Below are 26,916 nucleotides of genomic sequence, written 5' to 3'. Positions count from 1 at the left end.
CTTCAGATGGCCAGGCTCACGGACCTCAAGAGACGGCGAACTTGAGGAGCTTGATCGCGTCATAGTCTGCAATGCCGCCGCCGACGCGCTTGGTGGTGTAGAACAGCACATAGGGCTTGGCGCTGAAGGGGTCGCGCAGCACGCTCACGCCCTGGCGGTCGACGATCAGATAGCCGCGGCGGAAGTCGCCGAAGGCGATCGACAGCGAGTTGGCGGCGATATTGGGCATGTCCTCGGCCTCGACCAGGTCAAAGCCCATCAGCCGCGCCTTGCCATCGGCCGTGGCCGCGGGCTGCCAGAGGTAGTTGCCGTCGGCGTCCTTGAGTTTGCGCACGGCGCCCTGCACCTTGCGGTTCATCACCCAGCTGGCGTTCTGGCGATAGCCGGCCTTGAGCGCATAGACCAGATCGATCAGCACGTCGCTGGCATTATTGGTCGGCAGCGCCCCGGCCGCGCCGGTGGCGATATAGCCGAGGTTCCCCCAGCTCCAGCTCGCCTCGGCCACAGCCGTCGCCGCCAGGAAGCCATTGGGCTTGTTGACGCCATTGCCGGTGACAAAGGCCGTGGTCTCCTGCGCGGCAAAAGCGGCATTGACCTCGTCGGCGATCCACTGGCCCACGTCCACGGCCGCATCATCGAGAAAGGCCGAGGTCGCGGCCGGCATGGCATAGAGCTCCATGGTGGGGTAGCTCAGCTCGGCCAGCGTCTGGGACGCCGTGATCGGCCGCGCCGCCGTCTCGCCCACCCAGCCCACCGCCGGCCCGGTCACCGAAATGGGGCGCTTATAGACCGCGCCCGACACCTGACGTACGCCGGCAATGGCGCGGATGGGCGAGAGCACCGTCATCAGCCGGGTAATTTCCGTCTCGGTCTCGGGGGGCACCACATAGCCGCCATCGGCATTGACGCCGATCGAGAGCGCCTTTTCCTCGCCGCGCTTCACATAGGCCGAAAAGGCCGCCTTGTGCTCGCTGTCGGTCGGGGCACCCTTGCCGTCGAGCTGCGGGCGGGCGCGGTCGATCAGCGCGCGGTCCATGGCCGCCTTGTTGCTGTCGAGCACGGCGTTGAGCCGGTCGAGCTTGCCCTCCAGCAGCCCATCGGCGCTGCCGCGCTTTTCCAGCTCGCCCAGGCGCTGGTCATTGGTGGCCTTGAACTCTTCAAAGGCGGTCGAGAACTCGGCGAAGAGAGCGGCAATATCGCCCCCTGCGCCGGCCTTGGTTTCAAGGCCATCACTGCTGGTGGTCATCAGGGTCTGTCCTGTCAGTTGCGGATGGATTGGGTGGCGGCCGCAATGGCGGCGCCGGTCGCCAGGTCGGGGCGCGCGATGCGCGCGTCCTCGAGCATGGGAAAAGTCACGATGGAGATTTCATAGAGGTCGATCTGCCAGAGCTGGCGCAGGCCATTGGCCTTGGTCGCCCGCACGGTGCGAAAGCCGATGGACAGGCCGTCCAGGGCCCCCTCGCCGATCAGCCGCCGCAGCGCATCGGCGCGTTCGACGCCGGGCACCAGATGGCCGGCGACGAACAGGCCATGCCCATCTTCGACCAGGCTGTCCCAGATGCCCACCGGCTCCTTGGGGTCATGCTGGAACAACATGCGGATGCGGTTGCGCCGACGGGCAAGGCTGCGGGCAAAGGCCCCCGGCATCACCACGTCGCCGCCGTCATCGCGGCGATTGAACACGCTGGCATAGCCGGAAAAGCGCCCGTCGGCATCGAGCGGAATGCGCCCTTTGGTCGGCGCCATCAGCGCTTGCCGCCCGGCTTGCCGGGCGTTGGCGTGCTCGTCTTGGGCTGGGCCAGCGTGCCGGCCAGATTCCAGGCGAACTGACGGAACGTCTGCTGCGCCGTCTCGCGATTGCTCTTGTTTGCCATGAGCTTAGTCCTCTTTCCGGAAAAGGCGATTCAAAGCGGCGATCTCCCGCACGAAGTCGTTGAAGTGTTGATTCACCCTGGCCATCTCCCGCAGCGCCCACACCAAAAGCGCGCTGGCACCGCTGGCCCACAGGAAGAGCGCGAGATGCGCCAGGTCGCCACGCTCGATGACGGTGCGTGTGAGGTCGTCCATGAGACCCTCCGGAAAAAGAAAAGCCCGCCGAGGGCCGGCTTTCAGCCAGGCGCTATGTGCTATCAGCCTGTCGCAGCTGCTATCGAAAACAGCGTGCCCTGCCTATCGACGAGATAGTGTTCTTGAGCGCTCCAGGTGAACCGCGGCATGAAGTAAAACTGCGATCCATCCGGCAGCTGCGCCAAAGCCCACGGCGAGGCGAGGCCTTGAGAATAGACAGGCCCGCACATGTAGCCGGGTTCAAATCCCGGCACGGGTGTCCCATCGGCATCGGCGTGGTTTGAGACCCAAACCAGTGCGAAGACCTCGCCCGGATCAGCCCTGAAAGCCAGACGCTTCCGACGGAAGTGGGGTGCCGCCCGTTCGGTCAGCGAGATGTTTGTGATCAGGATCATCTCTACACCCCTAGAGTGGCGCGGCGGGCCATGTTGGCCTGCAGGAGACCATCGCGTTCACCTCAATGGTGATTTGCCGACCAAGCGCGTCCACGTAAATACAATGCCTGACTAACCCTGCGTCGCCAACGCCAACGCGCTGACCGACAAGTACGGCACCCAGGGCAGTCCTGATCCGTTCACCGAGTTGCCCTTCATCCGCGCTTGTCCACCGCCCTCCTTCCGGCGTTCCTCGTGGTGTTCTCGGCTGATCGGAGCGATATTTGCAAGCCAAGGCATTGAGTGCGTCGGCAAATCGCCGCTGCGCGAAACTCAGCCGCAGATCGGAAAAACCGACCCTCGCCTCCAGTAACCTGCCCATTCCCTCAAATCCCCAACATCGCCCGCTTCTCCGCGTCGCTCAAAAACGCCGCCCCGCCCACCCGGCTCCACAGCGCCGCGCGATCTTCGGCCAGGGCCTCGACGCCGTCGAAATCGGGCACCAGCGTTGCGCCCTCAAAGGCCGGGGCCAGCCAATTGCTCAGCTCCTCCGCCACACGGATCACCAGGGGGATCAGTGTCTGGCGCCACAGCGCCCGATGGGCCTCGGCCAGATTGGCATAGGTGTTGTCGCCCGGCAGGCCCAGCAGCATGGGCGGCACGCCGAAGGCCAGGGCGATGTCGCGCGCGGCGGCATGGCGGGCCTCGATGAAATCCATGTCGCGCGGCGTCAGCGCCAGCGCCTTCCAGTCCAGCCCGCCTTCGAGCACCATGGGCCGCCCGGCATTGGCCGCGCCCGAAAAGCTGGCTTCCAGCTCCTGCTTGAGCCGGGTGAACTGATCCTCGGTCAGGTTCTGCCCGGCCGAATAGACCAGGGCGCCGCTTGGCCGCGCCGCATTGTCGAGCAGCGCCTTGTTCCATTGCGCCGAGGCATTGTGGATATCCAGACTGGTCTGCGCCGCCTCCAGCGGGGCCATGCCATAGTGGTCGTCGAGCGGATGAAACAGCGCCATGTGCAGCACGCTGGGCACCGGGCTCAAGTCCTGGCGCAGACGCAGCGTCCGCCCGCCGGCGGTATAGTCATAGGCCATCGGCCAGCCATCGCTGCCGGCCACCACTTTCATGCGGTCGGGCCGCAGGCAGAACAGCCCGCGCACCGTCCCATCGACCACCCCGGCCTGCAGATAGGCATTGCCCGCCGTCTGCAGATAGGCATAGACCGCCTCGAGCAGTTCCCCGCCCGATTGCCGCCCATTGGGCCGCGCCAACAGGGTCGCCAGCGGGTGGCTGTCGAGGCGCCGACCATTCTCGGCCACCACCATCGGCACGCGATTGGCGGTTTCGGCGATCAGCCGCACGCAGCGATAGACCACCGGATTGCGCCCAAAACCCTCGCCGGCGAGGCTGGCAAAGCCACGCTGGCTCCAATTGGCCGCACCCAATTGGCTGAGGCTGAACAGCGTATGCCCGGCAAAAGCCTTGCGTTCAGCCGGCGCATTGTCCCGCCCGCCAAGCAGGCGGTTGATCCAGTTCGGCATGGTGTTGTTTTCCTGTTCTCGGTCGAGCCTGGCGCCCTGCCCTAAAGCCCGCGCACCCTGGGCATATTCTGGTTGAGCAGCAGTTCGGTCAGCGCCCACACCAGCGCATCGACGCGGTCGGGCGAATGGCCGTCGCTGCGGCCGTCGGCGCCAAAGCTGCACATTTCGTCTTCGAGCGCCACGAGGCCAGGGACATGGCGCACCAGCCCCCGGGCATAGAGCGCCGCCACCGGTTCGGCGCGCAGCCATTTGCCGCGATTGGCATGCACGGCGCGCACCGGCACGCTGGGGTCCACCTGCGCGATCACCGCCTTGACCAGATCGCCGCCCTGGTTGACCTCGGCGACGATGGCGTCAGCCTTGTGGGCGTGAAAGGCCGCCACGGCGCGCCGCGCCCAGGCCAACGGCGCCGCAGGCTTGAGCGTACAATCCTCCAGCACCACCGCGCCCTCGCCCACCCGCGCGGCCACGACAATGCCACAGGCATCGGACCGCGCCGTGCCGGTCACCGGTGGGTCCACGGCCACGATCACGCGCCCCGTCTCGCCGCCGGCAAAGGGCATGAACATGCCCCGCTGCCACAGCGCGCCCGGGTCGTCATCGATCAATTCGCCGTCCAGCTCCTGCCGGCCCAGCACGGTGCCGCGATAGCGCTCGACGACGCGCTCCAGAAATCCCCGTGCCAGAAAGCGGTTCTGGTCAGTGCGCTGCCGCGTCACTGCGGTTTGCGGATCGTCCAGCAGCCGCCGGATCAGCCTGGTCGGCCGCGGCGTGGTCGTCGCCATCTGGCGCGGCCGCTTGCCCAGGCGCAGGCCGAATTGCAGCATGTCCCAGGCCGCTTCCGCCTGAGGCCATTTGCCGATTTCGTCAGACCACGCGGCCGCGAACTGCGGGCCGCGAAAGCCCTCCGGATTGCTGGCCGAAAGGACGCTGGCCGTCACGCCATTGGGCCAGGTCAGCGTCTTGTCGCGCAGCACCGGCATCTCTGCCTTGGGATGGACGCTGAGCAGGCCACTCGGCCCGCACACCATAACGGCCAGTGCTTCGGTCATGGTCTGGCCCACCAGCGCGATGGGCGTGACGCCGTCCATGGCCAGACGGCGCACCCATTCGGCGCCGGCCCGTGTTTTTCCGGCGCCGCGGCCACCGATCATCAGCCAGGTGGTCCAGTCGCCTGCGGGCGGCAACTGCGCCGGCTCGGCCCAGGTCAGCCAGTCGAAATAGAGCTTGTCGAGGTCGCGCGCGTCGAGGGCCATCGCCAGGGCGATGTCGGGGTCCTTAATTCTGCTGCTTGAGCTGTTCAATGCGGGCAACCAGTTTGTTGCGGATGTCGCTGGTCTGCTTGTTCTGCGTCGGCCGGTTCGCCCGCTGCGCCGTGTCGAGCTCGATCAGCTTCTCCAGCGTGCGGGACATGGTGCCGAGCAGCGCCGCGTTCCGGTCCAGCCGTGCCTCGGGCCGGCTGTTGTCGGCGTCGTCTTGCTTAGGGTTCATGATCGTCTCCAATTGCCGCACCTGGTCGTCCAGCACACGCAGCATGCGGTTGATCATGGGCGCAACGCGCTGGCTCCAGTCGTGGCGCGGCTTCCAGTTCTGGGTTTCGCGGCGATAGCGCAGCTGCGCTGCCGTCACGCCGTAGCGGGCGTAAATGTCGACCACCCGGCCATTGTCCTGCTCATAGTCCCGCCGCACCGCCTCCCAGTCCACGGTGTCGGTTGACGTCTCTTCCAGCATGGCTGTCTCGCTGCCGCTGCGGCCACTGCCGCCTTACCCAGTTCTCCGACTATGCCTCAAACCTAACACGCCTCCGTCACGCGGGGATTTGTTGCATAGATTGAGTGGCGTCGGCGGGCGGCTATTTGGCGGTCTTGCGCGGCCTGGCCTTTGTTTCCCGGGCAAAGTCCGATGCTTCTTCAAGCACTGCCAGGTCGCTCTCGGCCGTCAGGGCCTGCCGGGCGCGGGCAGCAGCGTCCCGGGCCATCGCCATGGCCGGCTCTTCCAGCATGGGATTGGCCGCCGCGATCATGCGCAGCGCCACCAGCAGGCGCAGCACCACCTCAATGGTGCCGGCGCCGTCCCGGGCGATGGGGCGGAAGCCGTCATGGATCAGGTCGGCCGGATCGAGCGGGGCGACGCTCACCCGGTCATAGCGCGGCTTGCCGTCGCCATCGGGGTCTGAATCGGCCTCGGGCGGCCGGGTCACCAGGACGCGCACCAGCGTGCCGATCACGTCGATGGCCGTGCCCGGGTCATTGATGCCCGGCGACAGCGCCTTGCTGGCGATTTCGCCCAGCACCACCAGGCCGAAGCGCGGGTCGCTGAAGAATGTCCGGCTGTCGCCCAGCACAAAGGCGCCCAGCAGCGCATCCACCGCCTCATCCGGCACCACGCCGCTGACGCGCAGCAACGGGCGGTCGGGGCCGACATAGGCGCCCGGCCGGGCCATCACGCCGACTTTGAGGTCGTGTTCCTCGGCAATGCGCTGCAACACGCCCGCATCGAAATGCTGCACATAGCCCACGTCCCTGGCTGGGATCGCCATGCCCTCGGGCGCCACCACCTGCTCCACGCAGTCAAAGCAGGGATGGGCGGACAGTGTCTTGAAGGCATCGCGCGCCGCCTTCTCCACGCGGTCAATGGTGTGGCCGACCCGGCCAATGGCCGAGATCTGGCCGATCCAGCGGATCAGCGCCGTCACCACCAGCAACAGGACTGCCAGCGTCACCGCGAACAGGAACAGCCGCCCCGCCTCGCTATAGATGCCCGAGGACAGGCCGATGATACCCACCACCGAGAACAGGAAAGCGCCGATGAACACCGAGATCGAAGTCTGGGCGCTGCGGTCGCCGATGATCAGCGGCACGGCCCGCGGCGTCGTCGCCGAAGACGCACTGACCAGCGCGCTGACCATGGTGGAAAGCGCAAAGACCGCCACCGTCAGCAGGCTCGATGCCAGAATGGTCAGGATCGACATCAGCCCGCTTGAAGGCACCGTGAAGGGCAGTGAATCCGGCGCAAACTGGGCCAGCACATAGGCGATGGCGATACTGGCCACGGCGACTGCCGAAAAGGCGGCCGGCAGGAACCACATGCGCTGGGCAAACTGGCGCAACTGAAAGGCAATCTGGCTCATCGCAACTCCTTGCGCCCGCCTGGGCGGGCGGGCAAAGAAAGACACTTGTCCAATTTGCCCGCAATTGCCAGCGCTGCGGCGCTGATTGGCGCCATCTGCGCCGCTGCGTCCCTGGGTCCGTCAGCCAAACTTGCGGCGGGCATCCATGGCCAGGCCCAGGCCCACGCTGCCCAGAACGTCGGTGCGGATCAGCTCGGCTTGCGGGAACATGGCCTCCAGCCGCCTGGCGATGGCCGGCACCTGGGTGGAACCACCGGTCAGGATCAGGCTGTCGATATCGGCGACAGCAACCCCGGCGCGGCGCAGCGTCTCGGCGATGGTGTCCTCGATGCGCTGTACCGACTGGTTCAGCGCCGTGGTCAAGTCGTCCAGCGTCATGGTGGTGGCAATGGTCTGGTCGCGGACCGGAAACACAAAGGGTGTGCTGTCGGCGTCGGAAAGGGCAATCTTGGCCGCTTCCACCGCGCCAACCAGGCGGTGGCCGAGCCGATCCTCGATCAGCGCGATCATGGTCTCGACGCGGGCGCTCTGCTCCGCCTCGTTGCGCGTGCTGCGCAGGTCGCGCAGCGCCTTGGCATTGTAGAGCCGGTTGATGCGGTGCCAGGTAGACAGGTCATAGTAAGGCGCCACCGGCAGGTGCCGCTTGCCGTCGCGGGTCATGCTGCCCAGGCCCAGCTCGGGCATCACCTTGGTCATCGACAGCAGGCGGTCGAAGTCGGTGCCGCCGATGTGCACGCCGGCCGTGGAGAGAATGTCGGCGGCGCGGTCGGTGGCGCGGGCGCGTTCGGGCGAGACGCGCACCACCGAAAAGTCCGAGGTACCGCCCCCCAGGTCGACGATCAGCGCCAGGCGCTCGCGCGAGACCTGCCGCTCATAGTCCAGGGCGGCGGCGATGGGCTCAAACTGGAAGTCGACATGGTCAAATCCCTGCGCCCGTACGGCCCCGGCCAGCTGCTCCTGCGCCTGCGCGTCGGCCACCGGATCGTCATCGACAAAATGCACCGGCCGGCCACAGACGACGCTGTCGACGCGGCGGCCCAATTCGGCTTCGGCGCGTTGCTTGAGCTGGGCAATGAACAGGCCCAGGATTTCCAGAAAGCCGTAGCTGGTCGCCTTGACGCGGGTGGTGTCGCCGATCAGCGCGGTCCCCAGCACGCTCTTGAGCGAGCGCATCAGCCGCCCATCGGCGCCAGTGACATATTCAGCCACGGCGGCGCGGCCGAAATGGATGGAATCATCCTCAAAGCCGAAGAAGATCACGCTGGGAATGGTTGGCTTGCCGTCCTCGAGCGCCAGCAGATGCGGTGTACCGTCGGCGCCCACGCGGGCAAAGGTGGAATTGGACGTGCCAAAGTCGAGGCCGCAAGCTTGGGTCATGCCGATCATCCATGGGAAAGCCGGCGCGCTGGCGCCACGGGGGACGGCTCTCTTAAGGGGTCATGGCGCGGGACGCAACCTGTCCGGCTAGAGGATCAGGCGCGGCGGGCGCGCTTGCGTTCCTGGGCGGGGCGCAGGTCCACCGTCTCGATACGGCCCAGGCCCTTGCGCTGCGCCTTCTTGACCGCCTCGGCGGCGGCCTCGAAGAACTTGCGGTCATAGGTGCCGCGCGGATTGCTCACCGCCAGGCCCATGCTGGCGGTCACCAGGCCCGCGTGGCTTTCCTTGTGCTGCAGGCCCAGGTGGCGGATGGCCTCGTGATATTTGGCGGCCGTGGCGCGGGCCATCAGCACCGGCATGTCGGGCAGCACCACCACAAAGCTGGATTCGCCCAGGCGCAGGCAGGTGTCGGCAGGGCGGGGCAGCCCGCGCACCAGGGCAGCGGTCACTGCCTGAATGCAGTCGTCGCTGGCATCCTTGCCATAGGCAACCAGATATTCGTTCATCAGGTCGAGTTCGATGACCAGCAGGCTCAGCGAGACATGGCGCGCCGCGGCGCTGGCCCAGCCAGAGGCGAGTTCGGCGTCGATCTGGGCGCCCAGCTTCTGCTTGAGCCCCATGGCGCGGGCCATTGCCGCCTGCCTGTAGCCCATGCTGGCGCCCGATCGCATGGGGTGGAGGTTTTCGAGCGCTTCGCGCACCCGCAGCCAGAAGTTACCGTCAGCGTCCTTAGCCAGCGAATAATCGGTCATCTGATGCCCATCCTAGGCCCTACGCAGCCCGTCTGCCCGCTGATCTGGACACAAGATGGTTAATGAGCCGTAAACCACTGTGGGCGCTGGACGGCTAGAGCCGGTCGGGCGGCTCATATTCGGGCCAGTCCACCGCATGGGTTTCCCAGGTGTCGGGCTCCACCTCGGTTTCGAGGAATGTGCGGCCCGTTACCGATACGCCCACGTCCACCACGGTCTGTGGGTCGCCCGAGATCAGCGGATGCCACCAGGCCAGGCCCTTGCCCTCGGCCAGCCGCCGATAGGCGCAGGTGGTGGGGATCCAGGCGATTTCGGTGACATTCTGCGGCGTCAGCTTGATGCAGTCGGGCACCTTGGCCTGGCGCCCGGGATAGTCGGTGCAGGCGCAAGTGTCGCCGTCCAGCAGCTTGCACCTGACATCGGAGGTGATGATCTGGCCGCTGTCCTCGTCTTCAAGCTTGATCAGGCAGCAGCGGCCGCAGCCGTCGCACAGGGCCTCCCATTCGGTCTCGCTCATTTGATCGAGCGTCTTGTCTTCCCAGAAGGCCATTTTAACCCAGTCATCTTAAAGCTGTTGCCGGTTTGCGCTTGTCTGGCGCCAAGGGCAATCATATTGCAGCGATAGCGTTGCATTGCCACGCCTTGCGGACAACACTGCGTGAGGCGCCTAGTGGGGAAATCGGTGCAGGACCCGTTCTATACCAAGCAGAAGCGGAAAAAGGGCTCGAGCCTGCTGGCAGCCGATGCCTGGCTGGATTCTTCGCTGTACGAGTCCGCCCAACGCATGGGCCGGGGCTGGACGCGGCTGCAGGATGCCTTCTCGGTGTTCCGGGTCAGCGGGTTCAAGCGCCTGTTCGTGGAAATCCTCTCCGACGGCTTCTCCTTTTTCGCCATCGGCTGTGTGCTGATGGTGGCGCTGGCCCTGCCGGCCTTCAATGCGACGGCCCTGGGCGAGTTCAACCGCGCAGAAGACTATTCCGTCGTCTTCATGGATCGCTTCGGCAATGAGATCGGCCGCCGCGGCATCCGCTCTGACGATTCGGTGGCTCTGGCCGACATGCCCGACTATCTCATCAAGGCTACCCTCGCCACGGAAGACCGGCGTTTTTATGACCATTTCGGCATCGACGTGGTCGGCACGCTGCGCGCCCTGGTCAGCAATGCGGGGGGCGACAGCTCCACCCAGGGCGGCTCCTCGATCACCCAGCAGCTGGCCAAGAACCTGTTCCTGAGTTCGGAACGCACCATCGAGCGCAAGATCATCGAGGCGTTCCTGGCCGTCTGGCTCGAGTGGCACTACAGCAAGGACCAGATCCTCAAGCTCTATTTCGACCACGCCTATATGGGCGGCGGCAATTTCGGTGTCGTGGCGGCGGCCGACTATTATTTCGGCAAGAAGGTGCAGGACATCAACCTGGCCGAGGCTGCCATGCTCTCGGGCCTGTTCAAGGCCCCGACCCGCTATGCCCCCCATGTCGACCTGGCGGCTGCGCGCGGCCGCGCCAATCTGGTGCTGTCCAACCTGGTCGCTGCCGGCTTCCTCACCGAGGGGCAGGTGTCTGCTGCCCGGCGCCATCCGGCAACCCCGGTGGATCGTGCGGTCGACGCCAATTCGCCCAATTATTTCCTCGACTGGGCCTTCGCCGAAGCCAAGAAGATCATCGAGGCCAGCGGCACCACCGGCAATAATTTCGTCGTCCGCACCACCATCGACACGACACTGCAGAAATATGCCGTCGATGCCGTTGTCTCCACGGTGCATGAAGGCACCGAGCAGTATGATGTCGGCCAGGCGGCCATGGTGGTCACCGATACCCAGGGCGCCGTCCGCGCCATGGTGGGCGGCACCGACTACGGCAAGAGCCAGTTCAACCGCGCCATCGTCTCCACGCGCCAGCCGGGCTCGGCCTACAAGATCTTTGTCTATTCGGAAGCCTTCGAGCAGCTTGGCCTGACGCCCAAGGATGTCATCACCGACCGCCCGGTGTGCATCGGGGACTGGTGCCCGCAGAACTATGGCCGCAGCTACAAGGGCTCGGTGACGCTGGCGAGCGCCTTTGCCCAGTCGCTCAATACGGTGCCGGTGACGCTGTCGATCAAGACCGGTCGCGACACCATCGCCTCGCTCAGCCATCGCATGGGCCTGCAGGCCGATTATCCGGTGACCCGCTCGCTGGCGCTGGGCGTTGCCTCGGTCTCGGTGCTGGACATGACCTCGTCCTATGCGGTTCTGGCCAACCATGGCTACAAGACGCCCGCCTTCGGCATCACCCGCCTGTCCACGCTCGATGGCACCGTGATCTATGACTATGATCCCGATGCCCCGCGCGAGCGGGTGCTGAGCGAAACCACCGTGGCCAATATGAATTCCATGCTGCGCGGCGTGGTCACCGGCGGCACGGGCCGGCGCGCGCAGATCGAGGGCGTCCCCGCGGTCGGCAAGTCGGGCACCACGTCATCGTATCGCGATGCCTGGTTCTGCGGCTTCACCGGCAATTACGTGGCCGCCGTCTGGTTCGGCAATGATGACTATCACCCGACCAACAATCTGACGGGCGGCACATTGCCGGCCATCGCCTGGCAGAAGTTCATGGCCTATGCCCACACCAATATCGAGATCAAGCCGGTGTTCGGCGTCGATTTCACGCCCGAGCCGACCATTGTGGCGGCCAGCGACGCGGAAGCGCTCGAGACCGAGCAGGAACAGCGCCCGCCCAGCCTGACGCCGCAGGCGGCGCGCAAGCTGGTGGTGCTGGCCGACATGTTCAAGTCCGATCTGGCGGCGGGCGGCGGCAAGGTGGAGGCCAGGGCGTCTGTTCCGACAGCGGTCGAGGGGCTCTGACCCCTTGTTGCACCCTTTCGACTCCGCGCCCCCCTTGCTATAGGCTGAACACTGTCCTTGCGCAGGTTGCCGCCGCCCATGCCGTTTCCCGATCCGAGCTGCTGACCCGATGCGCTTCGTCCTCTATCTGCTGATGATGTGCACCGTGGCGCTGGGGGTGGGCTTCGGGCTGAGCTATTACGCGCTCAACGACGGGCGCATGTTCGGTGCTGTCGAGATCGGCCCCTGGGCTGCCTGGCCCGATGCCGGCTCGCCCACACCCAATCCCTATACCCGCAGCTTTCTGGTGCGCGAAGGCGAGTTGCAGCTTGGCCAGGCCGAAGGCATCCGCTTCACCGCCAGCACGGATAGCGCCGGCGATCCACTCACCCGTGACTGCACCTACAAGGTCGTGGGGATGACGCCCCTGGCCACCGGATGGACGCTGGTGGCCCTCGATGAGGACGGCATCAATATCGCCGCGCCCGATGCTGATCCGGTCCTGCGGTCCAATGGCCTGTCCCGGCCCAACGACGGCTCGATCGCCATAGCCATCGGCAAGCATCTTTCGGCGGGCAACTGGCTGGAACTGAGCGGTGACGGCCCGTTCCGCCTGGTGCTCAGCCTTTATGACACCGCAACTTTCTCGGGCTTTTCGAGCGATTCCTCGATGCCGGCCATTACCAAGGAGGCTTGCCCATGACGCGCTTCCTGCTCTGGCTGGCCGGCGGCGTGGTGCTGGGCGGCATCATCCATCTGGTCGTCATCCTCACCCTGCCGCGCCTGGCCGAAGACACGATTTCCGCACACATCGCTGCGCTCGATGCCGCCGATCGCATGGTCATCCTGCCCCCGGTCGAGGCCGGCCAGCCTAATCCGCTCGGGCTCGATCCGGCGCTGATCTATGGCGTATGCAGCATCGATCTCACCGCCGGGCCGGCCTATCTCAATGGTGTGCTGCCCGAGGCGCCCTGGTCGGTGGCGCTGTTCAAGAGCGATGGCGTGGTGGCCTATTCCACCACCAATCGCGACGGCATCAACCAGACCCTCAAGCTGGGCATTTTCAATGCCGCACAGACGCGCCTTTTGGCCCAGCAGACGCTGGATGTGCCCGATGGCCTGTTGGTCGTCGAAGCCGATGTCGATCAGCTTTTCGCCCTGGTGCGACTGATCCCCCCGCACGACGTCATGCGCCCCCGCTTTGCCGAGGCGCTGTCCAAGGTCACCTGCGGGCCAAGGCTCTAGCGTCGGACCGGACTGGACGGAACGTCAGTTTCCAGGGCCATCCAAAGGGTTTGCAAAAGCTGCGGCTCAGATGACGCCGGACGAAAGGATCGTGAGGCTCGCCGTCTCGCAATCGATCTGCGCCATGGCGCCATAGGGCAGCGTCAGCATGGGCTGGGTATGGCCGAAATCGAGCCCGCTCAGCACCGGCAGGCGTTCCAGCCCGGCTTCGGCCAGGCTTTCGCAGATGGCTGTTTCGAGCTTGTCCTGATAGTCGGCATCGCCCAGCGGGTCCGGGCGGGCGATCAGCATGCCGGCCAGCACCGGCAAGATGCCCTGTGCCACCAGATTGCGCATCCAGTACTTGATGTAGCGCGGCGGCGGCGCCTCTTCGGAGGTCTCGTAGAAGAGGATGGCGCCGCGCCACCTCTCGGGCCCCGGCCACCAGGGCGTGCCCTTGACCATTTCGATCACTTCGGCGCAGCCGCCCAGCAGATGACCGCTCACCTGTCCCTGCCCCTGCAAGAGGCGCGGGCGGCCAGCCGGATGCAGCCTTCGCTTCTGGCTCTGCAGCGCCGGGTCGGCCCAGTCCAGCCGCTCAGCCGTCCAGCCTTCGGTGTTGTCGGGCACCAGGCCCATCGGTGCGGGCGCAAAAAGCGCCTTGCGGACACCTTCCACGCTATAAGCATGCATGCCGGCATTCTCACCGAAGCCGGCCATGATGCTGGGGCCGTAAAAGCTCGAAAGCCCTGCCGTCAGGCATGCGAAATGCAGCGAGGTCGTATCCGAAAAGCCCAGAAACACCTTGGGATTGGCGCGGATCACGTCGAGGTCGAGGTAGGGCAAGAGGCGAATGCAGTCATCGCCACCGATGGTGGAGAAGATGCCGGCAATATCGGGATCGGCAAAGGCCGCCATCAGATCGTCGGCACGCGCCTTGGGATTGGCGGCAACAAACTCCGGCGGCGCCAGCGTGTGGGGCATTTCCACCACCCGCAGGCCGAATTCTGCCTCAAGCTGCGCCTTCCCCGCCGCATAGCGCTGCGGAAACGTCCCTGGGCCGCCCCAGGAGGGCGATACGGTGGCGATGGTGTCGCCCTTCTGCAGGCGGCGGGGCTGGATGAGCTGCACGATTGTCTCGCGAACCGAATGGATGTCTGGCCAGCACCATCGCCGCATGGGCCGGCCAAAGCAATGGCCCCTACCCCATCAGCCCGATCAGCCCGCCAGCGATCGCCAAGGCCAGCACCACCACCCAGGGCGGCGCCTTCCAGACAATGAGGGCGACAAAGCCCGCCGTCGCCAGGGCCATATCAAGCGGCGTCAGCACGGCGCTGGTGATCACGGGGTCATAGAGCGCGGCTCCGAGCACGCCCACCACGGCAGCATTGGCGCCGCGCATCCCGGCCTGTGCCAGTGGCGCGGCCCGCAGGCGATTCCAGAACGGCAGCACGCCCACCAGCAGCAGGAAGCCCGGCAGAAACACCGCTATGAGTGCCAGCGCGGCCCCAGCCCAACTCTGGGCCAGCATGCCCAGATAGGCGGCGAAGGTGAAGAGCGGTCCTGGCACCGCCTGGGTGGCGCCATATCCGGCCATGAAGGCGTCGCGGCTCAGCCAGCCGCGCGCCACCGTCTCGCTTTCGAGCAGCGGCAGCACCACATGGCCGCCGCCGAACACCAGCGCCCCGGCGCGATAAAAGCCATCAAAGAGATCCAGTCCCGGCCAGTTGGTCACCCCGGCCAGCAGCGGCAGGCCCAGCAGCAGGATGGCAAACAGCGCCAGCGCAGACCATCCTGCCCGCGCCGACACCGGAAAATGCGTCACCGACACCGGCGCTTGTGCGCCATCGCGGCAGACCGCCAGACCACCGATGACGCCCAGCACAATGGCCGCAATCTGCCCGATTGCGCCCGGCAGCAGCACAACCGCGGCAATGGCGATCACGGCCAGCGTCGCCCGCTGCCGGTCCGGCGTCAGGCTGCGCGCCATGCCCCAGACGGCCTGGGCCACCACGGCGACCGCCACCAGCTTGAGCCCATGCACAATGCCCAGCGCCAGAGGCCCCTCCAGCGTGCCGGCGATGATGGCAAAGGCAACCAGCAGCAGGGCCGATGGCAGCGTAAAGGCCGTCCAGGCGGCGAGTGCGCCCAGCGGCCCGGCCCGCAGCAGGCCAAGGGAAAAGCCGACCTGGCTCGAAGCGGGGCCCGGCAGGAACTGGCAGAGGGCCACCAAATCCGCATAGGCCGCCTCGTCCAGCCAGCGGCGGCGCAGCACCAGTTCGTCGCGGAAATAGCCCAGATGGGCGATCGGCCCGCCGAAGGCGGTCAGGCCCAGCTTGAGGAAGGCGCCAAATACTTCGCCGGGCGTGCCGCTGCGATGCTGGGCTGGGTTGTCCATGTTACGCTCCGGCAGACGCTACTTCTGCAGCACGATCTCGGTGTCGCCCTTATGTTGGTAGCGTGACGGTATGACGACATTGCTGTAGCCGGCCATCTGGCCGCCATTGCCGCAGAAGTCGTGCCGGTTGGCGCGGCCGACATAGACCGAGAGCCGACGCAGCGTCTCGTCCACCGCCAGGGATTGCTCATGCGGTGTTTCCACCAGCAGGCTGTCGAGCGCGAAATTGTAGCTGTCGTAGCGATAGTTGAGCGCGCGCACGAACCAGGCGATGAAGGCATCGTTCTCGGCGCGGCGTGCCGCCACTTCCGCTGCCGCCGTTTCGGGCAGGCGCGGCGACAGATTGCCCAGCGCAATGGCGCGCTGCTGGTCCACCGCAATCACCGCGCAAATGGCGGCAAAGGTGGTCGGCAGCGTTTCGATGTCGATGCTGGCGTGGTTGCCCACGGTGCTGTAGCGGGTGCGCGAGGATTGATATTGCGTGCGCTTGAGCCAGGCGTAATAGCGGTCGGTGGTGTAGCGCTCGTCGCGCGGCGGAATGATGCGGGTGCGCTGCAGCTCCACGGAGCTGTCGAAAAGCCAGTCCTGCGCATGCGGGGCCACCAGGAAGCGCCAGACGCGGTCATGCATCTCCCGCTCCTGGTCGGTGATATTGAAGCGGGAGACCGGCTCCTTGCGGGCGCGGGCCAACATATCCCCGGCCATCGGCATGGCCGTATCATGCACGATGCCCGGCTCGGCGCGGCCGAAGTCACCCGTCGGGCGGGCGACACAGGCAAAAGCCAGATTGGCCAGGACGAGGATGCTCACACCGCGCCCGAGGGCGCGCAGAACATCAGCCACGCTTGCGCTTGGTTGACGGGTCGATGGTCTTGGTCGGCTTGCCAGGCGTGCCGCGTTCATAACGCACTCCGGTGAACATCAGGATTTTTGCGTCACCCGGGAGCGTCTTGCCGGGTGTGGATGCCGTCCGTCGTTCGTTGATACTGAAGAGCTTAGCCAAGCTATCCTCCGTGGGTCCCGCTCCTCCTTCCCCTGGAGGCCGCGCTTCGTGTTGCAAATCAGTCCGCACTTCGCCCCAGTGCGTTCTGTCCCCATTAAGAGATCGTCAAGGTTAACAGTCTGCTAACGAATTGCCGGCAAGAGTGGCTGTGCATCGAATGTGATGCGATTCCGATATGACGGTCCCCACGATATGCTTGGTTTTCAGCCTTACGAGACGTTTCAACTGCTGATTGAGTCCGGCGGCGTGGACCGGACGAACACGCTTCTGATTGCCGCCTGTGACGCCTATGCGCGCCGCGGCAAGGCCACTGCTCCCGAAATGGAACAGTTTGAAGCACTTGCCAGCCGTCTGTTCCCCATTGCCGGCCCACAGGCCCGTGCCAAGGGCGCTGCCATCCTGGGCCGCGCTGCCGTGCTGTCGCCGGTGCTGGAAGCGCTGGTGGTGGAAAATATCGGCGAGGACCTCAACACTTTCCTGACCACGGCCGTCGAACTCAGCGAAGCCACGATGCTGGAGATCATTGCCCGCTACGACGTTCCGGCGGCGGCCACCCTGGCCGCCCGTCCGGACCTGTCCAACATCGTGCTGGCCAAGCTGTTCCAGATGAATTCGCGCAAGGTTTACAGGGCCTTGGCTGCCAATACCCATATCGTGCCGCGCGGCGCCTATCTCAGCGCCCTGGCCCGTTCCGCCCAGATGGACCACATGGTCGCCGAGTCGCTGGCCAAACGCAGCGACTTCGACGCGGCCCTCCTGGCCCCGGCCTTCTTTGACCTCTCCGATGCCGACCGTCTCAAGGTCATCCAGGCCTTCGCGCATCGCGATACCCCTGCCGCGCCGATCAAAAAGACCATCGAGCAGCTCACTGTGGCCAATGCCGAGCTGACCCTGGCGCTGATGAAGCTGTTCTCGGAAAATCGTCGCCCCGAAGTCACCAAGCTGCTCAGCCAGATCACGGGTCTGGATGAAGTGCGCTGCGGCCAGATCGCCCACGACGTCACCGGCGCCTCGCTCTTTGTCATGCTGCGCGCCTTCGGCTGCAGCGCCTATGACGGGCTCAAGGTGCTCATCCACGCCACCAGCCACGACAGCGAGCGCTCGCGCGCCCTGGCCGATTTCGCCACCATGTTCGGCAATGTCTCGCCGGACTCGATGGCCTATCTGATGAGCGCCTGGCGCGGCGAGGTGAACCTGCTCGAGCTGGCCAAGCCCGAATACAAGCCCTTCACCGAGACCAGCCGCCGCACGCCTTCGCTGGCCCCGGCGCACAATCCGGTCGTCGAACAGGCCATCGAAGCCCTCGCCCGCATCGGCATCAAGCGCGCCAGCTAAAGCGAGCAGCATCGGCCCAATGCGGGCTCAGACCCTATTTGACCAGGTCAATCCCAAGGTCATCGCCGCGCAAATCCAGGCTCAATACCCAGAGGTCGGGGTCAAACTCGACCTCGCGGGCAATACGGTCGCGCACCTTGGCGGGTTCGACGTGGTGGAACCGGCATTGGAACACCAGGCCTGCGTCATCCTGCTGGCGACTGGCGATCGGCGCGGGGGTGTAGAGCGAGGCGGTGCCATCAAGGTGGTCGACCTCGATGAACACCTGTCCGGCAATGGAGTCGCCGCGGCGCGACACCACACACATGTGCCCCAGGTCGTTGTGCCTGCGCACAAACACCCCACACCACAGGTCGGCGCGTAGTAGGCTCACCTAGAGTGTTGCGCCGGCATTGCGCAGCAGCTCAACCAGGTCCGGCTTGACCTCGCCGGTCAGCTTGTAGCTGTTGAAATTCTCGAACTCGCGGATCGCGCGCGCCGTGGAATCGCCGGGATGCCCGTCGATGGCGCCATGATAGAACCCCAGGCTGGCCAGGCCGCGCTGAATCTGGGTCACCAGCTGCACATTGTTGGCCGGGTTCACCGGTGGCGCCACGGTCTGCGGCGAAATGTCGGCGACGCGTTGCACGGCCTGCTCGGGCTGGGCCGGCGCGACGCTCTGGGCCTGCGCGGGCACAGTGGCGGCCGGTGTCCTCGCCGGATTGAGCGCCGGCAGGGCAGCGCGCGGCGTCAGCGGTGTAGCCGGGCTCGATTCAAACGCGGCGACGATGGAATCGATGGTGGTTTCGGCAGCGTTGCCGACCACGTCGACAGCGTTATCCACCGGGGTCAGGTTCTGCGTGGTCTGCACCATGGGCTGGGGCTGGGGCGCGACGCTTGCCTGGCGCACAGGCTGGGGCTGCACCACGACCGGCGCGGGTTGCACCTGGGCGACTGGCTGGGCCACCGGCTGCACCACCGGCATGCGCCCTGCAGCATCGGACTGGAGAATAGCGTCGACCACCGAGGGTGTCATCGCCCCGGTCGGCTCAAGGCCGTTGCGCTGTTCAAAGGCGCGGATGGCATTGGCTGTCATGGGGCCATAAAAGCCGTCCACCGTGCCCTGGAACAGGCCCAGTTCGGTCAGCTTCTTCTGCACGGCAAAAGCCTGCTTGTTGCCCACTGGGGCGTCGGGCACCACCGGCGCGGTGACGCTGCCCGTGGTTTCATTGGCCACAACAGGGGCCGGCACCATACTGCGCTGCGCCGGGATCACCGGCAGCGCCGCCGTCTCGTCCTGGCTGGGCTGTGGTGCGGCCTGAGGCACAACGTCGAGCGATGCGGTCTGTGCCGGTGCAAAGAACGGCGCCGGGTGCCGCTTGGTCTGGAAATAGAGGGCATTGCTGCCGGCCAGCGCCGTCAGGGTCACCAGGGCCATCAGCCCGGTGGACGCCAAGGGGGCCCGCATGTAGTGCGTCAGGGCCCAGCGACCCGAACGACCCAGGGCAGCCAGAAGGGCGCTGCCAGCCGCCAGAGGCAGATGAGAGAGGGTGCTAGCCGTCATTGCGCTTTTCTTTTTTCGTCTTGCCATGAGGAGATGGAGGTGGCGACCGATTCTTTGCGGATGGGCGTGATGGTGGCAGTCTCTTCGGCTTTTATTGCCGGACCGTTTATGGGCAGCAACACCGTCATGGTTGTCCCCACCCCGATTTCAGACATGGCCCTGAGCGTGCCGTCATGCAAGTCCACCAGGCCCTTGACGATGGACAGGCCCAGTCCCGTTCCCTCATAGCGGCGATCAAGACCGTCATGAGCCTGGAAGAAGGGCTCGCCAACGCGGGCCAGCGATTCGGGTGCCATGCCGATGCCATTGTCGCTGACCGACAGGTTCAGCGACTGGCCCTGCCGCTTGATGCTGACAGTCACAGTGCCGTGCGGGCGGCTGAACTTGACGGCATTGGACAGCAGATTGATCAGGATCTGGCGGCAGGCGCGTTCATCGGCCATCAGCATGGGCACGTTGGGGCTGATGTCGGCGACGAGGCGAATGTCCTGCTCGCGTGCGATCACGCCCACCATGCTGAAGCAAGGCTCAATCAGGTCCTGCAGCTGGAGCTGCTCGGTCTGCAGCTCGAACTTGCCGGCCTCCAGCCGCGACATGTCGAGCAGCATGCGCACCACTTCGAGCAGATGCTTGCCGCTCTGGTGAATCAGTCCGGCATATTCCTGATGCGTCGGCGACAGTTCGCCGCCGATGCCGCTGCTCATCATTTCCGAAAAGCCGACGACGGCATTGAGCGGTGTGCGCAGCTCATGGCCTATCGTTGCCAGGAAGCGCGACTTGGCGCTCGAGGCCTCCTCGGCAACACGGCGGGCTTCGGCCATCATGGCCTCATCGTCCTTGCGCTCGGTGATGTCGCGCAGCAGTGCCACCACTTCAAAGCGCAGCCCGTTCATGGAGCTTTCCATGACCGGCGAGAAGCACACTTCAACCCAGATGAAGGTCGGCAGCGCAGCGCCCGAGTGCGGATCGTCGCGGCGCATGCGCACTTCGATGGTGCGCGACTGGCCGCCCTGGTTGGCGTCGGCAAAGGCTGTCAAATAGAGGGGCCGGTCCAGCACATGCAGCCGTTCGCCCAGCCCACTGCCGGTCAACTCGTAGCGCTGGCAGCCGAACAGCTTTTCCGACGAGCGCGAGGCGAGCAACAGTTCGCCATCGCTGGAGAAGCGGATCACGGCATCCTGCACATGTTCGATCAGGTGGCGATAAGCTGTCACCTGGGATTTGTCATAGACTTCGTAGGCGCCGCCAATACGGCTGGCGGTGTGAACCAGCACCACGACACTGCCCAAGAACGCCATGCCACCGGCCAGCCACCACGAGGGCGTGCCGGCCACAACAGCGGCCAGGCCCAGCATGCTGCCGATGGCGCCCAGCGCCAGCACCACGCCAGCCATGATCCAGCTCTGGCAACGCAGGTCCTTGCGTCCCAGCAGGGCAGCCAGCACGGGCGCCAGCACGGTCACCGCCATGCCCATGTCGCCCAGTTGGGGATCGGCCAGCGTCATCACCAGGCCCAGCAGCAGGATCGTATAGACCTGCCCGGCCGCGGCCTGTTCGAACAGCCGGCGCTGGTGCAGCGCCAGGGTGATCATGCCCGAAGCCAGCGACATGATGACCAACACGAAGGGCAAGGCGAAGCCGGTGACGAGGAAATAGACGGCCACAGGAATGGCCAGGGCGCTTGCACCGATGGCGATGCGCGCGTTGTCGGCGAGCGTCTTGCGGCGCAGCGCCTCTGGCCGGTGGCCACTGCCGGCAACCGCCTGGGAGATCTCTTTGCTTGCGCTGAAAGAGAACGGGCTACGCATACGCACTACTCTCACTAACGACCCCGCTACTCTGGGGCCGGAACACGTCGGGCTTGATCCCCGGAGGGATCGCGCAGGGCCTGAATCGTCTCCGGGCCTTGTTGCGCCCACACTGGCCGCCAAGAGCTAAAGCGGCCTTAAATGTCTGGCCCGTAACGGCTTGTGCGGGTCGAACGGGGGGCCTTTTTCCGGTTAGCGTAAACAAGGCGTTGCACCCGCCGCCGCGGTGCCGCGCATTTGCATCTAATTTTATCGAAATGTCCCAATAGCGCTTAAGGGGGGCCCGATAGCGTGGGTATCAACGGGGCGAGCGATGCCCTGCCCATAGGTTCGGGACTGGTTATGTTTGTGGTTGTTCGTTCTGTTTTCTGGCTCACGGTTGCCTATCTGGTGATCCGTCCAGGCGCTGATCTGCCCGATACGGGCGCCATGGCGGCACAGGCCATGGCAGCGGGCAGCCAGGTCGTTGCCAGCCAGGTCAACGCCATCGAATGCACCAGCCTGACATGCCTGGGCGGCAAGGCCGTGGTTGCTGCCACGCTGCAGCAGACCGCCGCCGCCCTGCCCCCCACGACGCCCGCCAGCAGCGGCATTGTGGCCCCCATTCCCCGTCCGAGACCGGATCGGGCCGGCTGACCGGGTTCGCCCGGCGCCAAACGTCATCCAGGGTTGCCCGTTTCCCCAAGCGGCGCTCTCCAAAGGCCCTGGGACTGCCCCAAGCACGCTGCCCCGTGCTTGGGGCTTCTTTTTATCGGCCACACCATCCTGGGGTGCGCACTTGCCTGCGCGGCCCCACCCTCCTAGATAGACGGCATGACCGAGCCAGCAGCCTTCCAGGACATTGCCGAAAATCTCTCCTTCCTTGACGACTGGGAGGATCGCTATCGCTATCTGATCGAGCTGGGCCAGGCCCTGCCCCGGCTGGCAGAGAGCGAAAAGTCCGACGCCAATCGCGTGCATGGTTGCGTCTCGCAGGTGTGGCTTTCGGCCAGCACCCAGCAGGACAATGGCCAGACCATTCTCTCCTATCGCGGCGAAAGCGACGCGATGATCGTGCAGGGCCTGGTGGCCGTGCTGCTGGCACTCTATTCCGGTCGCCCCGCCGGCGAGATCGCCGACACCGATGCCATTGCCATCTTTGACCGCCTGGGCCTGCGCGAGCATCTGACGGCGCAGCGCTCCAATGGCCTGGTCGCCATGGTCAACCGCATCCGCGCCGAAGGCCAGGCGCTGCGCTAGCCTGGCTGCCGGCCCGTCAGTCCGCAAGCGGCGGCACGATGGGCAGGCGCTGTTCCATCCATGCGTGTGCGCGCGCCGTCTCGGCCCCCTGCGCCGCGCCGTCCAGTCCCCACGCCGTTGCCAATTGGCTCAGGGCTATGCGCAGCACCAGCTTGGCGCTGCGCCGCGGCCAGCGCCGTTCGCTCTCTATGGTCTGCAGGCCTTTTCCCAATCCACAGACGTCAAACAACACGCTCCAGCAATCGACTGGCAAGGTGCCGGCCAGCTGATTGAGCCGGCGTCGGGCGTCGAATGCACTGTCACCGAGATCGACGCCACCATCACCGCCCGGCTGGCGCCCGATGCGCGCGGGGTCATAGGCCATGGTCACCCGCTGCACCAGTTGCGCGCGCCGGATCAGACCTTCGAGCCGGCTGGCGGCCAGCAGCTGTTCGGGCGACAGGAACGCCGCTTCGCCGGCGCTGGCGGTGGCCAGCCGCGTCAGAACAGTGCCCTCACCAGCCATGGCCGCCCGCCTCCCCTGCTGCCTCTTCGAGCCGCCGCTCGTAGCGGCTGACTTCGGCGTCAAAGCCGGGATCATCGCGCAAATCCTCGATCAGCGCGCAGGCGTGGGAGACTGTTGTCCTATCCCGACCAAAGGCCCGGGCGATCTCGGTCAGCGAATGGCCCATCACCACATGGGACAGATACATGGCCAATTGCCGGGCCCGGGCAGTGGCGCGGCGGCACCGCGACGGATGCACAAGCAAATGCGGCGGAAGATTTTTTTCCTGGGCAACCAGCGCAATCACAGCGCTGCAGGAGCGCGCGTCGCGGCTGGCCACCGGCGGCAAAAGCGCCGCGCGGAGGGGGGAAACGGAATGCAACATGACAATGCCTCGTTCGCAATATAGGAATGATTTCCTAGATATTGCGGCTTGGCAAGGGGGCGGGGATAAGTGGCACCGATCGGCACCCCTGAAACGTCAAACGGCCGCCCCATGGGGCGACCGTTTGACACTAGCTGTCGCCGGGGTTCGGAACTGCGCTTGGGAGCAGGTGATCGAACGCGACGTTTCGTGGTGTTGGCGTAAACGCCTTTTAAGCGGCCTTGCGGCCCAGGCCATTGTCCTTGGCCAGCTTGGAGCGGGTTGCCGAATAGCTCGGGGCAACCATCGGGTAGTCGGCCGGCAGACCCCACTTCTCGCGGTATTCTTCCGGCGAGAGATTGTAGTGGGTGCGCAGGTGGCGCTTGAGCGACTTGAACTTCTTGCCGTCTTCCAGGCAGATGATGTAGTCGGGCGCCACGGACTTGCGGACAGGAACTGCGGGCTTGAGCTCTTCGACGGCAACGACGACTTCGTTGGTCGACAGCGAACGCAGCGCACTGTGAACGTCGGAGATCAGCTTGGGCAGATCGCCGGGGCTCATGGCATTGTGACTTACATATGCCGAGACAATTCCGGCGCTGAGTTCGATCAAATCTTGCTCAAAGCCGGCTCCCGAACCGGTGTTCTCATTCATATTTCAACCTTTCAGATAGGTGGCCATCCATTCGGTCTATGTTGGCCAACGACGTGTACTACGACCGTTTAGTACCGCAAGCAAGCGGACCAACATTAAATTGCACAAAGCAAATTTTACTGCTCGAGAGTGCCTTTACTCGGGGACGCAGCTGCCAACTCATCAATAAACATTGTGGTCTGAGTATGATACCCGCCACGATGGCTGACGCGCGCCAGCAGATGAGCAGAAACCGGCGTGGTGAGAAGCAAAAAGGCAGCGCCGATAACAGCGCGCAGGGCAATACTTGCGTCAAAACTGACCAAAGCCACCGCCACCAGGATCATTCCGCCGCCGACGGCGCCCGCCTTTGAGGCAGCATGCATGCGCGTGTACAGATCCGGCAGGCGCAACACGCCCACTGCACCAAGCAGTGCAAAGCATGAGCCCAACAGGAGCAGAATACAGCCCAGAACCGTGGCCAGCAAAGCTGTCATGGCTGATCATCCTCGTCCTTGATGCGCGACAACATATAGCGAGCCAGGGCCACGGTTGCAAGAAAACCCAATAGCGCCAGACTGATAGCTATATCTAAATACAACATTAACCCTGTTCGGATAGCGATCGCGGCGACAAACCCCATGGCGATGACTGTGAGCAAGTCGAGCGCAAGAATTCGATCCGATAGTGTCGGGCCAATCACCACGCGGATAATGGCGATCAACATGGCGATCCCCAGGATCACCAGAGAAATGGTGGCGGTCAGGGAAAGCAGTTCGGCCGCCGTCATTCGAACACCTCCTGCACCTTGCGCTCGAAGCCATTGGCAATCTCGGCGACCAGTGCGTCGCGATCCTTGAGATTGAGGACATGCACATAGAGCGTGCGGCGGTCCTCGGACACGTCGACACTGAGCGTACCCGGCGTGAGCGTAATGAGATTGGCCAGCAGGGTGATCTCCCGGTCGGTGGTCAGCTTGAGCGGGAATGCCACGATGCCCGGACGCAGCGCGGCGCGGATGTTCGGCGTCATCACAATGGCGGCAACGCGCACCGCCGAGACATTGAGCTCCCAGAAAAACAGCAGCGCCAGCGAGACAATGCGGCGCAGCCGACGCATCACGCGCGGATGGGCAATCCACTTGCGCAGGAGCATGCTGGTCAAAAGACCGATGGCGGCACCGAACAGCAGGTTGAGCGGGCTGAAATTGCCATTGATGGCGGCCCAGGCCAGGGCCAGGCCGGTGATGGTCAGGGCCAGGTTCATGGCGTCACCTCCGCAAGGCCGACGGCACTGACATAGCGCGCTGGGTCCAGCATATCGGCGGCGCCGCTGCGCACCACTTCCATCATCGGATTTGGCCACAGGCCCGCCGCGATGATGAGAGCGAACAGCACACCCGATCCCAGCCAATGCAGCCGCCCGATGGGCAGAGGCTCACCCGGCGTCGCCTCGGCGGGAGTGGGCGCTGCACGCCAGAACATATGCGCCCATAGGCGTGTCCCGGCGATCAGCGTCAGCACGGCATTGACCAGCAATGCTGTGACAAGCAGACCACCGATCCAGCCGCCGGTCTGAAGGCCCCCTTGCAGCAATTGCACTTTGGGCCAGAACCCCAGTGTCGGCGGCACGCCGGCCGCGGCGAGCACCAGCACGAGAAACAACACCGACAGGGGCGCGCTGGTGGCATAGAGCCCACCGATGTAGCGCGTGTCGGACTGTCCGGTTTGCCGCTCGATCAGTCCAGCAACCAGATAGAGTGCCGTCATGGTCAGCATGGCGTGGAAGATATAGAGTCCCGCGCCGCTGACACCGGCCAGATTGGGCAAGGCGATGCCAGCCATGACCGCGCCGATGCCACCGATGACGATGAAGCCCAGCGCGCGACGCAGATTGGTTTCGGCGATGGCGCCCAGCGGACCGATCACCAGCGTGGCGATCGCCACGATGATCAGCACGGGCTCCAGCACGTCACGCGTCGCCGGCAGAACAGCAACCAACGTGCGCAGCAGGGCATAGATGCCCACCTTGGTCAGAAGACCGGCCATTAGAGCGGAAATCGCAGCCGGTGGCGCGTGATAGGAGGCCGGCAGCCAGGCGTTGACCGGGAAGGCGGCCGCCTTCATGCCGAACGCCAGCAGCATCAGCGCGGCAACGCCGGCCATGGCGGCGGGATTGGCCTGGGGCGCCACGCGCATTACGTCGGCCATGTTCAGCGTGCCGAGCAGGCCATAGAGCAGGCCCAGCGAGAGCAGGAAGATCGTGGTCGCGAGGAAATTGAGGAAGCCATATTTCACCGTGCCGTCCAGCTGCACCGCCCGACCGCCCAGCACCATCAGGCCGAACGAGGAGATCAGCAACACCTCGAACCAGACATAGAGGTTGAACAGGTCCCCGGTCAGGAACGAACCGGTGACACCGGCCAGCAACAGCAGCACCAGCGCATAGAAACTGCCCCCGCCCACCGCCGAAGGGTGTTCGGGTTCGGCATAGATCAGCACCACCAGTGTCACCACGGCAGCGGCTAGGGCAAAGCTGGCGCCGAAGGCATCTGCCGTAAAGCTGATGCCGAACGGGGGGAGCCACTTGGCCATGGTCATGCTCACCGGGCCGCTCTCGAAGACGTGCAGCAGCAGGGTGATCTCGCAGGCGATGATGGCCAGCACGCTCACCAGCGCGAGGACAAAGCTCAGCCCATGCGAGCGCCGAACAATCAGCAGGAGGGCTGCGCCCATCAGGGCCAGCACGAGCGGCAACACCACCACCCAGGCCATGGGCAGGGTCGCAGTCTCGATCATGGCAGGCGGCAGGTCATGTGCGGCCAT

The 26,916-nt window shown here is 65.2% G+C and carries 32 protein-coding genes; 6 read left to right on the top strand and 26 right to left on the bottom strand.

The genetic code is table 11. The features are described from left to right. Nucleotides 1-25: 25 nt before the first annotated feature. The 12 genes from K1177_RS02400 to K1177_RS02350 form a co-directional block, all read right to left on the bottom strand. Entirely contained in the window at nt 26-1,246 is a 1,221-nt protein-coding gene (locus K1177_RS02400; protein WP_224701726.1) for a phage major capsid protein, read from the bottom strand. 14 nt (nt 1,247-1,260) lie between these two features. Beyond that, nucleotides 1,261-1,746 carry an HK97 family phage prohead protease gene (locus tag K1177_RS02395; RefSeq protein WP_224701725.1) on the bottom strand — a complete coding sequence of 162 codons (486 nt, stop codon included), beginning with the start codon at nt 1,744-1,746 and terminating at the stop codon, nt 1,261-1,263. Continuing rightward, nucleotides 1,746-1,874 (bottom strand): hypothetical protein, encoded by a 129-nt coding sequence (locus K1177_RS18325; RefSeq protein ID WP_263574750.1) that lies wholly within the window; start codon nt 1,872-1,874, stop codon nt 1,746-1,748. Before K1177_RS18325 ends, K1177_RS02395 begins: the two co-directional genes overlap by 1 nt. Before the next feature lie 4 nt (nt 1,875-1,878). After that, the gene (locus K1177_RS02390) at nt 1,879-2,067 is read right to left on the bottom strand and encodes a hypothetical protein (RefSeq protein WP_224701724.1); all 189 of its coding nucleotides are present in this window, start codon (nt 2,065-2,067) and stop codon (nt 1,879-1,881) included. A 62-nt stretch (nt 2,068-2,129) separates the two neighbouring features. Beyond that, nucleotides 2,130-2,462, bottom strand: coding sequence for a hypothetical protein (locus K1177_RS02385; protein ID WP_224701723.1), 333 nt, complete (start codon nt 2,460-2,462; stop codon nt 2,130-2,132). 365 nt (nt 2,463-2,827) lie between these two features. After that, nucleotides 2,828-3,979, bottom strand: a complete 1,152-nt coding sequence (locus K1177_RS02380; RefSeq protein ID WP_224701722.1) for a phage portal protein — start codon at nt 3,977-3,979, stop codon at nt 2,828-2,830. A gap of 41 nt (nt 3,980-4,020) precedes the next feature. Next, on the bottom strand, nt 4,021-5,235 hold the full coding sequence (locus tag K1177_RS02375; RefSeq protein ID WP_224703673.1) for a DNA-packaging protein: 1,215 nt from the start codon (nt 5,233-5,235) through the stop codon (nt 4,021-4,023). A gap of 22 nt (nt 5,236-5,257) precedes the next feature. After that, nucleotides 5,258-5,710 (bottom strand): hypothetical protein, encoded by a 453-nt coding sequence (locus K1177_RS02370; protein ID WP_224701721.1) that lies wholly within the window; start codon nt 5,708-5,710, stop codon nt 5,258-5,260. 121 nt (nt 5,711-5,831) lie between these two features. Continuing rightward, nucleotides 5,832-7,109, bottom strand: coding sequence for a DUF2254 domain-containing protein (locus tag K1177_RS02365; RefSeq protein WP_224701720.1), 1,278 nt, complete (start codon nt 7,107-7,109; stop codon nt 5,832-5,834). 120 nt (nt 7,110-7,229) lie between these two features. After that, nucleotides 7,230-8,486, bottom strand: coding sequence for an Hsp70 family protein (locus tag K1177_RS02360; RefSeq protein ID WP_224701719.1), 1,257 nt, complete (start codon nt 8,484-8,486; stop codon nt 7,230-7,232). A 95-nt stretch (nt 8,487-8,581) separates the two neighbouring features. Beyond that, nucleotides 8,582-9,238 (bottom strand): diguanylate cyclase domain-containing protein, encoded by a 657-nt coding sequence (locus tag K1177_RS02355; protein ID WP_224701718.1) that lies wholly within the window; start codon nt 9,236-9,238, stop codon nt 8,582-8,584. A gap of 94 nt (nt 9,239-9,332) precedes the next feature. Further along, on the bottom strand, nt 9,333-9,788 hold the full coding sequence (locus K1177_RS02350; RefSeq protein ID WP_224701717.1) for a YcgN family cysteine cluster protein: 456 nt from the start codon (nt 9,786-9,788) through the stop codon (nt 9,333-9,335). A 132-nt stretch (nt 9,789-9,920) separates the two neighbouring features. On the opposite strand from K1177_RS02350, the gene K1177_RS02345 reads away from it, so the two are divergent. From K1177_RS02345 to K1177_RS02335, 3 genes are all read left to right on the top strand, one after another. After that, a complete protein-coding gene (locus K1177_RS02345) occupies nt 9,921-12,080 on the top strand; it encodes a transglycosylase domain-containing protein (protein ID WP_224701716.1) in 2,160 nt (719 codons plus the stop codon). A 109-nt stretch (nt 12,081-12,189) separates the two neighbouring features. Beyond that, on the top strand, nt 12,190-12,762 hold the full coding sequence (locus tag K1177_RS02340) for a DUF1214 domain-containing protein (RefSeq protein ID WP_224701715.1): 573 nt from the start codon (nt 12,190-12,192) through the stop codon (nt 12,760-12,762). Continuing rightward, entirely contained in the window at nt 12,759-13,304 is a 546-nt protein-coding gene (locus K1177_RS02335; RefSeq protein ID WP_224701714.1) for a DUF1254 domain-containing protein, read from the top strand. Before K1177_RS02340 ends, K1177_RS02335 begins: the two co-directional genes overlap by 4 nt. Before the next feature lie 66 nt (nt 13,305-13,370). Here the strand turns inward: K1177_RS02335 and K1177_RS02330 are convergent, their stop codons facing one another. From K1177_RS02330 to K1177_RS02315, 4 genes are all read right to left on the bottom strand, one after another. Continuing rightward, nucleotides 13,371-14,414 (bottom strand): S66 family peptidase, encoded by a 1,044-nt coding sequence (locus K1177_RS02330; protein WP_224701713.1) that lies wholly within the window; start codon nt 14,412-14,414, stop codon nt 13,371-13,373. Nucleotides 14,415-14,484: 70 nt separating this feature from the next. Further along, nucleotides 14,485-15,681, bottom strand: a complete 1,197-nt coding sequence (gene chrA / locus K1177_RS02325; RefSeq protein WP_224701712.1) for a chromate efflux transporter — start codon at nt 15,679-15,681, stop codon at nt 14,485-14,487. A gap of 18 nt (nt 15,682-15,699) precedes the next feature. Further along, nucleotides 15,700-16,491: a hypothetical protein gene (locus tag K1177_RS02320; RefSeq protein WP_224701711.1), complete on the bottom strand. Its 792-nt coding sequence runs from the start codon at nt 16,489-16,491 to the stop codon at nt 15,700-15,702. Between the two features lie 25 nt (nt 16,492-16,516). Continuing rightward, nucleotides 16,517-16,684, bottom strand: a complete 168-nt coding sequence (locus K1177_RS02315) for a hypothetical protein (RefSeq protein ID WP_224701710.1) — start codon at nt 16,682-16,684, stop codon at nt 16,517-16,519. A gap of 246 nt (nt 16,685-16,930) precedes the next feature. On the opposite strand from K1177_RS02315, the gene K1177_RS02310 reads away from it, so the two are divergent. After that, nucleotides 16,931-18,019, top strand: coding sequence for a DUF2336 domain-containing protein (locus K1177_RS02310; RefSeq protein WP_224701709.1), 1,089 nt, complete (start codon nt 16,931-16,933; stop codon nt 18,017-18,019). Between the two features lie 34 nt (nt 18,020-18,053). Here the strand turns inward: K1177_RS02310 and K1177_RS02305 are convergent, their stop codons facing one another. From K1177_RS02305 to K1177_RS02295, 3 genes are read right to left on the bottom strand one after another with little or no spacing between them, the layout of a single operon-like run. Then, nucleotides 18,054-18,392 carry a DUF1491 family protein gene (locus K1177_RS02305; protein ID WP_224701708.1) on the bottom strand — a complete coding sequence of 113 codons (339 nt, stop codon included), beginning with the start codon at nt 18,390-18,392 and terminating at the stop codon, nt 18,054-18,056. Beyond that, on the bottom strand, nt 18,393-19,562 hold the full coding sequence (locus K1177_RS02300; protein ID WP_224701707.1) for a peptidoglycan-binding domain-containing protein: 1,170 nt from the start codon (nt 19,560-19,562) through the stop codon (nt 18,393-18,395). After that, the gene (locus tag K1177_RS02295) at nt 19,559-21,370 is read right to left on the bottom strand and encodes a PAS domain-containing sensor histidine kinase (protein ID WP_224701706.1); all 1,812 of its coding nucleotides are present in this window, start codon (nt 21,368-21,370) and stop codon (nt 19,559-19,561) included. Before K1177_RS02295 ends, K1177_RS02300 begins: the two co-directional genes overlap by 4 nt. 342 nt (nt 21,371-21,712) lie before the next feature. On the opposite strand from K1177_RS02295, the gene K1177_RS02290 reads away from it, so the two are divergent. Continuing rightward, nucleotides 21,713-22,006: a hypothetical protein gene (locus K1177_RS02290; RefSeq protein ID WP_224701705.1), complete on the top strand. Its 294-nt coding sequence runs from the start codon at nt 21,713-21,715 to the stop codon at nt 22,004-22,006. 177 nt (nt 22,007-22,183) lie between these two features. Then, a complete protein-coding gene (locus K1177_RS02285) occupies nt 22,184-22,609 on the top strand; it encodes a SufE family protein (protein WP_224701704.1) in 426 nt (141 codons plus the stop codon). 16 nt (nt 22,610-22,625) lie between these two features. Here the strand turns inward: K1177_RS02285 and K1177_RS02280 are convergent, their stop codons facing one another. From K1177_RS02280 to K1177_RS02250, 7 genes are all read right to left on the bottom strand, one after another. Continuing rightward, nucleotides 22,626-23,114 (bottom strand): DUF6456 domain-containing protein, encoded by a 489-nt coding sequence (locus K1177_RS02280; protein ID WP_224701703.1) that lies wholly within the window; start codon nt 23,112-23,114, stop codon nt 22,626-22,628. Then, the gene (locus K1177_RS02275; RefSeq protein WP_224701702.1) at nt 23,104-23,478 is read right to left on the bottom strand and encodes a helix-turn-helix domain-containing protein; all 375 of its coding nucleotides are present in this window, start codon (nt 23,476-23,478) and stop codon (nt 23,104-23,106) included. Before K1177_RS02275 ends, K1177_RS02280 begins: the two co-directional genes overlap by 11 nt. Before the next feature lie 211 nt (nt 23,479-23,689). Further along, nucleotides 23,690-24,112: a MucR family transcriptional regulator gene (locus K1177_RS02270; protein ID WP_224701701.1), complete on the bottom strand. Its 423-nt coding sequence runs from the start codon at nt 24,110-24,112 to the stop codon at nt 23,690-23,692. A 116-nt stretch (nt 24,113-24,228) separates the two neighbouring features. Continuing rightward, on the bottom strand, nt 24,229-24,588 hold the full coding sequence (gene mnhG / locus K1177_RS02265) for a monovalent cation/H(+) antiporter subunit G (protein WP_224701700.1): 360 nt from the start codon (nt 24,586-24,588) through the stop codon (nt 24,229-24,231). Beyond that, nucleotides 24,585-24,881 (bottom strand): cation:proton antiporter, encoded by a 297-nt coding sequence (locus K1177_RS02260; RefSeq protein ID WP_224701699.1) that lies wholly within the window; start codon nt 24,879-24,881, stop codon nt 24,585-24,587. Before K1177_RS02260 ends, mnhG begins: the two co-directional genes overlap by 4 nt. Next, nucleotides 24,878-25,357: a Na+/H+ antiporter subunit E gene (locus tag K1177_RS02255; RefSeq protein ID WP_224701698.1), complete on the bottom strand. Its 480-nt coding sequence runs from the start codon at nt 25,355-25,357 to the stop codon at nt 24,878-24,880. The genes K1177_RS02260 and K1177_RS02255 overlap by 4 nt, the downstream gene beginning before the upstream one ends. After that, nucleotides 25,354-26,916 carry a proton-conducting transporter transmembrane domain-containing protein gene (locus tag K1177_RS02250; RefSeq protein ID WP_224701697.1) on the bottom strand — a complete coding sequence of 521 codons (1,563 nt, stop codon included), beginning with the start codon at nt 26,914-26,916 and terminating at the stop codon, nt 25,354-25,356. Before K1177_RS02250 ends, K1177_RS02255 begins: the two co-directional genes overlap by 4 nt.

It is taken from the genome of Devosia aquimaris (assembly GCF_020169335.1).
Lineage (GTDB): Bacteria > Pseudomonadota > Alphaproteobacteria > Rhizobiales > Devosiaceae > Devosia > Devosia aquimaris.
This window is presented reverse-complemented; position numbering and strand designations above follow the sequence as displayed.